Raw genomic sequence first — 8,329 nt, 5'->3', positions numbered from 1 at the left:
CCATTCGGACCGGGCACCGGGGCCGTCCCCGGCGCAGGCCGGGCAAGCTTCACGCCGACAAGGCCTACGACCATCGCCGCTGCCGTCGTGAGTGCCGTGCCCGCGGCATCACCCCGCGCATCGCAAGGCGAGGCATCGAGAGCAGCACCCACCTCGGACGACACCGCTGGGTTGTCGAGCGCACCTTCGCCTGGCTCGCCCGCTACCGCCGCCTGACCATCCGCTATGAGCGCCGCGCCGACATCCACCTGGCGTTCACGACGCTCGCCTGCGCCCTGGTCTGCCTCGGCCAAATCAAGCGGTTCTGTTAGGTGTTCTAAGGAGTCCTGAGCCTAGTTGCTCAAGGTTGAGCGGTCCAAGGTGACGCCCTGCCGCGCCAACATCCGCGCCCGGCGGTACAGCGGCAGGCTGCCGCAGAACTTGCTGACCACCACGTGCGACACCAGCGCCTCGGTGGCCAGGCCATCATCGATCGGCCGCTCCGGTGCTGGCGCCATCACGACACCCTCGCAGGTCCGGCAGGCCTAGCAGGGGCGGCGAGGGACGCGGACCCGCAACTGGGCAGGCACGACGTCGAGCTACCCGGTGCGGAGCTCGCCGATGGCATGCAGCGCGCCGCCGCAGCAAGGGCAGGCGCGGCAGGCGGCGTCGATCAGCACCACGTAGCGCGGCAGATGTCCGGGCAAGGCGCCGTGGTTGCTTCGAGACGGCCTCGCCGGGCGGCGGCCCTACCGGGCCTCCACCGCCTCCTGCCCGGCTTGGTTCTCGGCAATGCTCTGCTCAAGATCCTCGAGCCAGAGCTGCATCTGGTCCGGGCTGAGCTGTTCCGACCGACTGCCGAACTGGTGCCGCAGCAGGCATTGGATCGGCAGCCGGAGCTTGCCGCTCTCGGCATGCAGTGCGCCATGCTGATACGCTGCGGCGGCGACCACCTCCCAGAGCATCTGCTGCAGGTTGGCAGGATCATCGGGCAGTGTGTCGAGGTCGATCTGCACGTCCCGGTGCGCGGATGTCGCCGCGTCGGAGCTACTGTTTCTAGCTGAATCGCACCCCTGTTACCCGGCTAGTTCCGGCCTGCAGCGCGGCACCGGGGCTTGCCATTCTCAGCCGTCGAGCAGTGCCGCCAACTGCGCCGTCGTCAGCTCACCCCGCAGCGCCTCCAGCGCCACCTTCGCCTTGAACTCCACTGAATAGCGCGTCCGCTTCCCCGTCATCGGGTCCGTCCTTCTCGGGGCGAACCGAGCTTATCCGCCTGTACGAAATCCAGAAACCACCTCAATCAGCCGGGCCGATAACCCGCCCGTCCCGCTTGCGCCGGGCGAGTTGCCGGTGGCTGCCCGCCTCCATTTCAGTTCGGATCGCCACCGCCGCGTCCATTCTGTGCTCTCCACTAGTTCGGAGCACACCAAGTCACGACACCTCGCTCCCCGCCCCAAACGTATGAGTCAGCAATTCATGCGCCGTACATTAAGTACAACACGCCCAAGGTCGCCACGACTAAGGCAGCCTTGGGTCATGCAATTGTGAGATCCGGAACCACTAAGGATCCGGAGGCATTGGTGAGCTTGAGCGTCAGAATGACCAGCACGCGGTAGTCGCCCGAAGCTCAGGAAAAACGATGTGTATGCGCCGTGAACATTTACAATGTAGAAACCTGCACGCCGATATACCTTACAAAAACACCGAGAGGACGGTCGTCATCACCCATTCCTAAATGCTTTGGCGACACGGCAGCCAACGCTCTAAACGTCAATGCTATCCCGTTTATCTCGTCAATCTCACTACCATCAAGAGGGATGCTGATCAACCCGAAATCATCACTTCTGAATTGGAATAGATGCTCACCATTGTTTGCAACGCGGGCCATTACACCTACCGAGCCAGCGCCAGTACCAAACACTCGCGCGACCACCTCGATCGACTTGGCAACGCGTGGCACCTGCAGGTGAAGTACTGCACACCCCGCTCCGCTCCACCTTCCATCAGGTTCAACATCGTACCATCCAGACACAAAGACTTTGTTTGAGCCGTCAGAGCCCAAGACATCTACGATCCTTATGTCGCCACGAGCCCGAACCAAACTAAGCGCGTCACTCAGACCTAGCGGAGCAACATCTATCGCCCCTGCTGAACCATAACTCGCGAGATCGCGCTCCATTCGTTTTTGGACATTGCATCCAGCAGCGCTGAGAAGGGCGGCGGCCTCATCTACACCTTGCTCCACATCAAGGAGAACGCAACCTGTGACAAGTACACCTAGTTCACGTGGATCATCGCTCAGACCGAGAGCCCGCGGCGACCGAGAGTTGCGACTTCGGAAGGAAATGGTGACCTTTTCAGAGCCCGCGACTGCTTCAGCGAAGCCTCGGACGTCGGCGAGCAGCACTTGATCATCCCAGAACAACCAAGTGTCGGTGTGACATCCATTCACCAAAAGATCGACATAAACGGGCGCGTCAACCGCAGCTCCAAGAACCCGGGATGAAACGAAGAACGCTTGTCCGTCGTCAAAGGGTGAGCGGACGAAGGTTAGCTCACCTTGGCTTTCCTGAGACCATCGTCCAGAAGGCTCAGGCGGATACCACTTTCCCTGAACGTAAGCATCGCTGGGTTGCCTTTCGCCGCTGACCGCACGCGACGCAAATGGAAGTGCAATGCCGGTCGATAGAACGGCCGCAGGTCGCAAAGAAAGTGCACTTAGACGAACGCCTAATATACGCTCGTCTGTGCCAGTTCCCAGTTTAGCCGGTGATGACGCCGTAGGAACGATAATTTCGATAAGAGTTCGGCCGTCCTTTCCAACAGCATCCACCGGTAGCGGAAGCTCAACCGCCCTGTTTAGCTCAGAAGAAAGCGATACCGTTCCGATCCGATGTCCATTTGCCGAGACAAACGCTTCTATCTCGGACGACGCGGGCCCGAAAGCACGAGCCTCGAAGTTTAGTGCCAAACCGTAAAGCCACGGCTGTCCGAGCCTGAGGCTAAGCAGGCCGACCTTGCCAGCCGACCATACTCCTCCTGGTTCCACTGAATGCCACGGACCTGGGATACTAGACAAGCGCACCGAGGGTGACTCTGTCGCAAGTGAGGAAAAGGAAATGTTCTTACCAACCTCGTAGGTAACGGCGTAGGGGTCATGCTGGAGAGAAGGTGTCAGCACCCGCATACTGAATAGCCCAAAGCCGAACGCCACACCTGCACTGCCAACGCCGACCTCACGCGGGGAGCGAATGTCGCTAGGGACCATATCAATAATAATCGGCTCCGAAACTGCGCGGATTGCCGCAGTAACGGAAATGAGCACTCGGTGAATTTCATCATCGGAAAAAGTGTAGGCACGACTTGGAGTATCATTGACTAAGATCATGATCGTCAAGGGATCGACCTCAGTTGCAACCGGGCGAAGAAACAATTCAACTTCCAAAGCTTCACCAGGCGCTTCTTGGATCACCAAGGACATCCGCGGACGCCCATCAGTATTGATTGCCCCCCACACAGACGTGGAAGTCCACTCGCCATCGAGACAGGCACGACTCCTTGCATCCTTAAAGAAGTCGTAGCTGCGGCCTAGCTCGATCGAATTATCGTCGCTGCATCGTGTTCCGAGGTAAGTACCAGCGTGCGGCACTTTCGCCAAGTCAGCCAGCGCGAAACGGGTCAGACCAATACCCACAGACCGACTGTCGTTCGATTTGTTTACTTGAGCGATCGGAACGAGATTGGCGTTTTCTAGTCTCAATTCGACGTTCATCGCCCCTTTGAGTACCGATGCTGGAATGAGCGCGTGGCGAATTAGCACCTCAGTACCTGAAATGGTCCAACGCCCAACAGGAGTTCCGTTTACAAGAACGCGAGTTTCCTGCTGGCTTCCAGGAAAGGAAAAAGCCTTCACTTCAGCAATGAAAACCGCGTTGCCGACGTACGGTTCAGGCAGTTCCAAGCTTAGGGTAGCAGCCATTTCAGAAGACCAGCAGCCCCACTTCTCAGTTAGATGCCAACCACGACGTTTATAGCGAGCGGCATCCAGACGATTTGCCAAAGATGCGATGGTACCAGGGGTGTGGGGACGATGGATGGGAACGAGACTCTTGCTGGTACACAGGCAGTCGAGCAGATTATTACTCGCCTCCGCCCAGCTGAAATGACGGTAACTAGCGGCAATGGTTGCCTCTCGAAGCTCGCGCGCTTGGCGACTGCTAGCTAGAAAAAGTATTCTAGCTAGCCATTTCGCGGGATCAAGCGGATCGAGGAGTTCAACCAACCCGGGCGCAACTTCAGGTATAGACGATACGTTCGATGCAATGCAGATCTTGCCATGACGCAAGCTTTCTGAAACTGGTAGACCCCAACCCTCGTAGAGCGACGGATAAACAGTGAAGATTGAATTGCGATATAGCCACTCGAGTGCGTGGTCGTCGATTTTCTCAAAGATTAGAATTTGATTTTGTACGCGTCTGTCATTTTGCATCGCTCGTGCGAGATCTTGCCCGTTCCATGCGACTCCACCAACTAGCACCAACTTAGGACAACGGCTACCCATACGTTCGCTTAGTTGGACCCACACATCGTAGAGCAGTTTATGGTTCTTGCGCTGGTGAATAGCACCGACCGACAGCACGAACTCCTGATCCCGCAGTTTGTCAATGAAATCAGGCAACCGCTCCTTTGTCGGGATTTGCGAAATTTCGTCTCCTTCACGGAAAGTGAAAATTTCCGGAAGAAAAAGATCGACCTCGCCATTAGCGAAAAACTCAATATCGGCTTTTGTTGATTCTGAGATTGAAAGAATCGCATCGGAATTGCCGAGCAGAATACTAAGGTTGTGGTTGAACGTCGGCGCATAACCCTCATCGAACCAGAACGGAAATCTAACCGGGATTACATCGTGTATTATAGGAATAAGTCGCAGCTTATGGTAATATTTAAAGGCTATCAAGCCCTCGGTGTAGGATGAGTTTTGCATCCACCCACTTCCACCAACGAGATGGAATGCTCCCGCAGGAAGGTCCATGGGCCGCACCACAACGGTGTCATAGTGCGCCAAGATATTGCTGGTCCTTCCTTCGCGTATCGCGGCAAAAGGAATTTCGACAAAAGTGCGAGCCTTATTGTTCCAAGCCACAAATCGGATGCTTGCTACCCGCTCATTCTCCTGAAGAGCTATGGCAAGTGCCGCCTCTACCCGAGCAATTCCTGTCCAACGACCTTTGTGATTTGCGGTGGTGGTTACGTCGTAAACAATGTCGATGCGGGTCTGCGCGGCAGAGACCGAATACGCAGGAGTATGCAGTTGTTCGGCGACCTTCGGCGTAACGACTTCGCGAACAAGTCGGTAAATCTCGCGAGTAGAGCTGCAATGCCGATCCCAGTTAAAGTTATTGCGAATGAACTTTTTTTGCGCTTCTTTGTGTTCTTCTGGTGATTTTGTTTCAAATGCCTCGAGGACTGACTTACGTATACTAGAGGCAGAAGCAGGGTCGCAGTAACGTGCCCACTCGCCAAAGTACTCGCTTTCTCCCGACTCGTCACTCAACACTAAGGATGCGCCCGCGGCAGCAGCCTCGAGAGCAGCAAGCGGCGCACCCTCGGACCAGCTTGGTAGAACGGCCGCACGAGCGGCGGCAAAAGCTGAGGCCAACATGTTTGAGTTAGGTGGTAGCCGCTCTATCAAGTGCACGTTTGCAGTGCGGTAACGCTCCATCAGCTTCACGTAATCAGAGCTCGCGGCATGGCCGACCAGCACCAGCGGGATATTAGTGTCTTGGAGGGCGCGCATCAGCATCAACTGGTTCTTACGACTCTCCTGCCGTGCAACGCAGATGATGAAATCCCTGATCCCATAGTGTTGCTCAAAGATAGATGGGTCTGCTTCAGCAAAGAGCTTCGAATCAACTGGGTTGCGCACTATGGTACCATGAGATGTGTCCGCACCGATCAGCTCGAGACGCATCTTCTCTCGCTCAGATAAGAAGATGACCTTGTCGGCGAGGGACATCATCAAGCGAACAGATGAGTGATAGCCGGGTACAGGTTCTGCCGGCGGCTGCGGTGATGCACGCTGCTGGTGATAATCGGCGAAGTACCGCTGCAGCCGGTTTTCGAGCTCGATTTCATTTTCAGATTCATTAAAAATTTGCGGAAGGGCGTCTTGCCAAAGTGAGCGACTGGAGAGATCAAGGAAGATTGGGGAGAACACTACTCCAACGCCCAGGCCCTTGGCACGCCGAATGGCGTCGAGCGCAGTTTTGGGTCCCCAGGAGTTAAATACGTGGGCAACTTCATATCGTGCGAAGTCGGTGCTGGGATGCCGCACTACTTGAGCTTCTGAGCCAAGCTCACGCAGTTCGCGACCAAGGCGAGGAACACGCACTGTCGGCCCGCCAGGAGAAGATCCTTCCGAGCCATGCAAGACAAGGGCTGTACGATTTGGATAACGATGACGGGTCTTTTTCGGATTCGTAAGATTTAAGCCGTTCAATGCTGCGAGGTCTCGGAACACCTTGTCATGGCCTTCTGCCCAGGCGTCCCAGGTCCGGTCCAAGACTGACTCACGCAGTTTGCGCTTCTTTTCGACGATCTCCATCAGTACTCGACGAAGATCCGTGGCGTCACCCACCTTATATTCGATGTGGGGAAACTCAGGGACCCAGCCTATTGGCGGGGATATCACCTCAGTTCCACAGGCTAGTGCCTCGACGACACTCATCGGGCCGCCTTCGTAAAGTGAGGGAACGAGGACATAATCGAGGCGCCGGTAAAGTTCGGGGAGAACGTCACCAGCCAGGTTAAGCGGCGGATTGGGCCAACCTTCGCCAGTAAAATACCACTCAATTTCGGGAATGTTCATGACTTGGTCGACAAGGTGCTCGCCCTTGCGCCCTGTGTGGTAAGTGCGGCCAATTATCCCTATACGGATTTTTGGGGAAAATTGAGCAAGGTCAACTCCGGGCGAAATCGTGGTGACATTTGAAATGCCATGTTCGCGCAGTATGCCGGCGTAAAGGTGTGAGTGACTGATACACCAATCGACCTCACTCGCCACGCGGAAAAACTTGTCGTTTGCTTCTCCCTCTGGCTCCAGGTGTGCAAAGTACCCCACCTCGATCGGTGAGATCCTGCGGTATCTGCAAGAGAATGTTACGTAGTATTGGATAACAGCCTCTGTATCAACGCCGTTGCCGAACGTAACGTAAGGGAGACGGGATGATATTTGTGTTGCGAGGTTTTCGAGGATCCAGCCACGATCCGACGTGACGATGTTTACGTGAGTCAATTTTGAGCCTCCTCGAGCATGCCGCCCTGTGAATTCGGATCGCACATCAGCATCCAAGCTGGCTGTCTATAACAAAGTCGCTTTTCATCTGCTGCGATAGCTCCGCTTCCATCTCGCTAAAAAATGAGCTACATTCACCTTCTTTCTAAGAACGGACCCATGGTTTGAATGCCACTCTGTGCGCGCGAAGCACGATTCGAGCTTTCTCGTTCGAAATTACAGTTTTAAAGGCCATTTTCTCTGCCAGCTTGTTGCGGCTGTGTGTGGCATTACCGATCACGGGATCCGGGTCGGGGCCCTGGAGCACTTAGAATATGGAATTCCACTATTTCCTTCGGCGCGGCCGATACAGCTATAGGTGAGGCCGGCCTCGCGGAAGGCCGCGGGATCCCAGGCGTTGCGGAGGTCGAGCACCACGTCGCCGCGCATCGCTGACTTCAGCTTCTGGGGCGAGAGGGCACGAAACTCGTTCCACTCGGTCAGCAGCACCACGGCATCCGCGCCCTCGACGGCGTCGAGCGCCGTCTCCGCGAACTGCACGCCCGCCGGCATCATCTGCCGCGCATGGGAGGGCTGCGGGTCGTAGGTGCGGATCGTGGCGCCCGCCTCCACCAGCCTCGGCACCACGACGAGCGAGGGCGAGTCGCGCATGTCGTCCGTCTCGGGCTTGAAGGTCAGGCCGAGCACCGCGACGGTCTTCCCCGCCGCCGAGCCGCCCAGCGCCGCGATCACCCGCGCCGCCATCGCCTCCTTGCGGGCGTCGTTGGCCGCGATCGTCTGCTCCACGATCGTCACCGGCGCGCCCAGCTCCTGTGCGGTGCGGGCCAGCGCTAGCGTGTCCTTCGGGAAGCAGGAGCCGCCGTAGCCCGGCCCGGCATGGAGGAACTTGCGCCCGATACGCCCGTCCAGCCCCATGCCGCGGGCCACGTCGTGCACGTCCGCCCCGGCCTTCTCGCAGAGGTCGGCCATCTGGTTGATGAAGGTGATCTTCACGGCCAGGAAGGCGTTGGCCGCGTATTTGATCAGCTCCGCCGTCTCGAGTCCTGTCTGCACGAT

At 57.1% G+C, this 8,329-nt stretch carries 6 protein-coding genes; 1 reads left to right on the top strand and 5 read right to left on the bottom strand.

Annotated features, from left to right (window positions below; translation table 11 throughout):
* On the top strand, nucleotides 1–311 hold a 311-nt coding region (locus tag BO39_RS28570), incomplete at its 5' end, for a transposase (protein ID WP_043837619.1).
* 21 nt (nucleotides 312–332) lie between these two features.
* Here BO39_RS28570 and BO39_RS32185 read toward each other — a convergent pair.
* From BO39_RS32185 to BO39_RS28560, 5 genes are all read right to left on the bottom strand, one after another.
* The gene (locus BO39_RS32185; RefSeq protein WP_084698655.1) at nucleotides 333–497 is read right to left on the bottom strand and encodes an IS66 family transposase; all 165 of its coding nucleotides are present in this window, start codon (nucleotides 495–497) and stop codon (nucleotides 333–335) included.
* A 231-nt stretch (nucleotides 498–728) separates the two neighbouring features.
* Entirely contained in the window at nucleotides 729–995 is a 267-nt protein-coding gene (locus tag BO39_RS30720; protein ID WP_052403004.1) for an IS66 family transposase, read from the bottom strand.
* Between the two features lie 108 nt (nucleotides 996–1,103).
* Entirely contained in the window at nucleotides 1,104–1,214 is a 111-nt protein-coding gene (locus BO39_RS35615; protein WP_478212687.1) for a transposase, read from the bottom strand.
* Nucleotides 1,215–1,639: 425 nt separating this feature from the next.
* Entirely contained in the window at nucleotides 1,640–7,273 is a 5,634-nt protein-coding gene (locus BO39_RS33395; protein ID WP_156964122.1) for a glycosyltransferase, read from the bottom strand.
* A gap of 276 nt (nucleotides 7,274–7,549) precedes the next feature.
* A partial coding sequence (locus BO39_RS28560) for a UDP-glucose dehydrogenase family protein (RefSeq protein ID WP_156964120.1) occupies nucleotides 7,550–8,329 on the bottom strand: 780 nt, incomplete at its 5' end.

It is taken from the genome of Roseomonas aerilata DSM 19363 (assembly GCF_000711725.1).
GTDB lineage: Bacteria > Pseudomonadota > Alphaproteobacteria > Acetobacterales > Acetobacteraceae > Roseomonas > Roseomonas aerilata.
The sequence above is the reverse complement of the archived record's forward strand: the minus strand, read 5'-3'. Positions and strand labels throughout refer to the sequence as shown.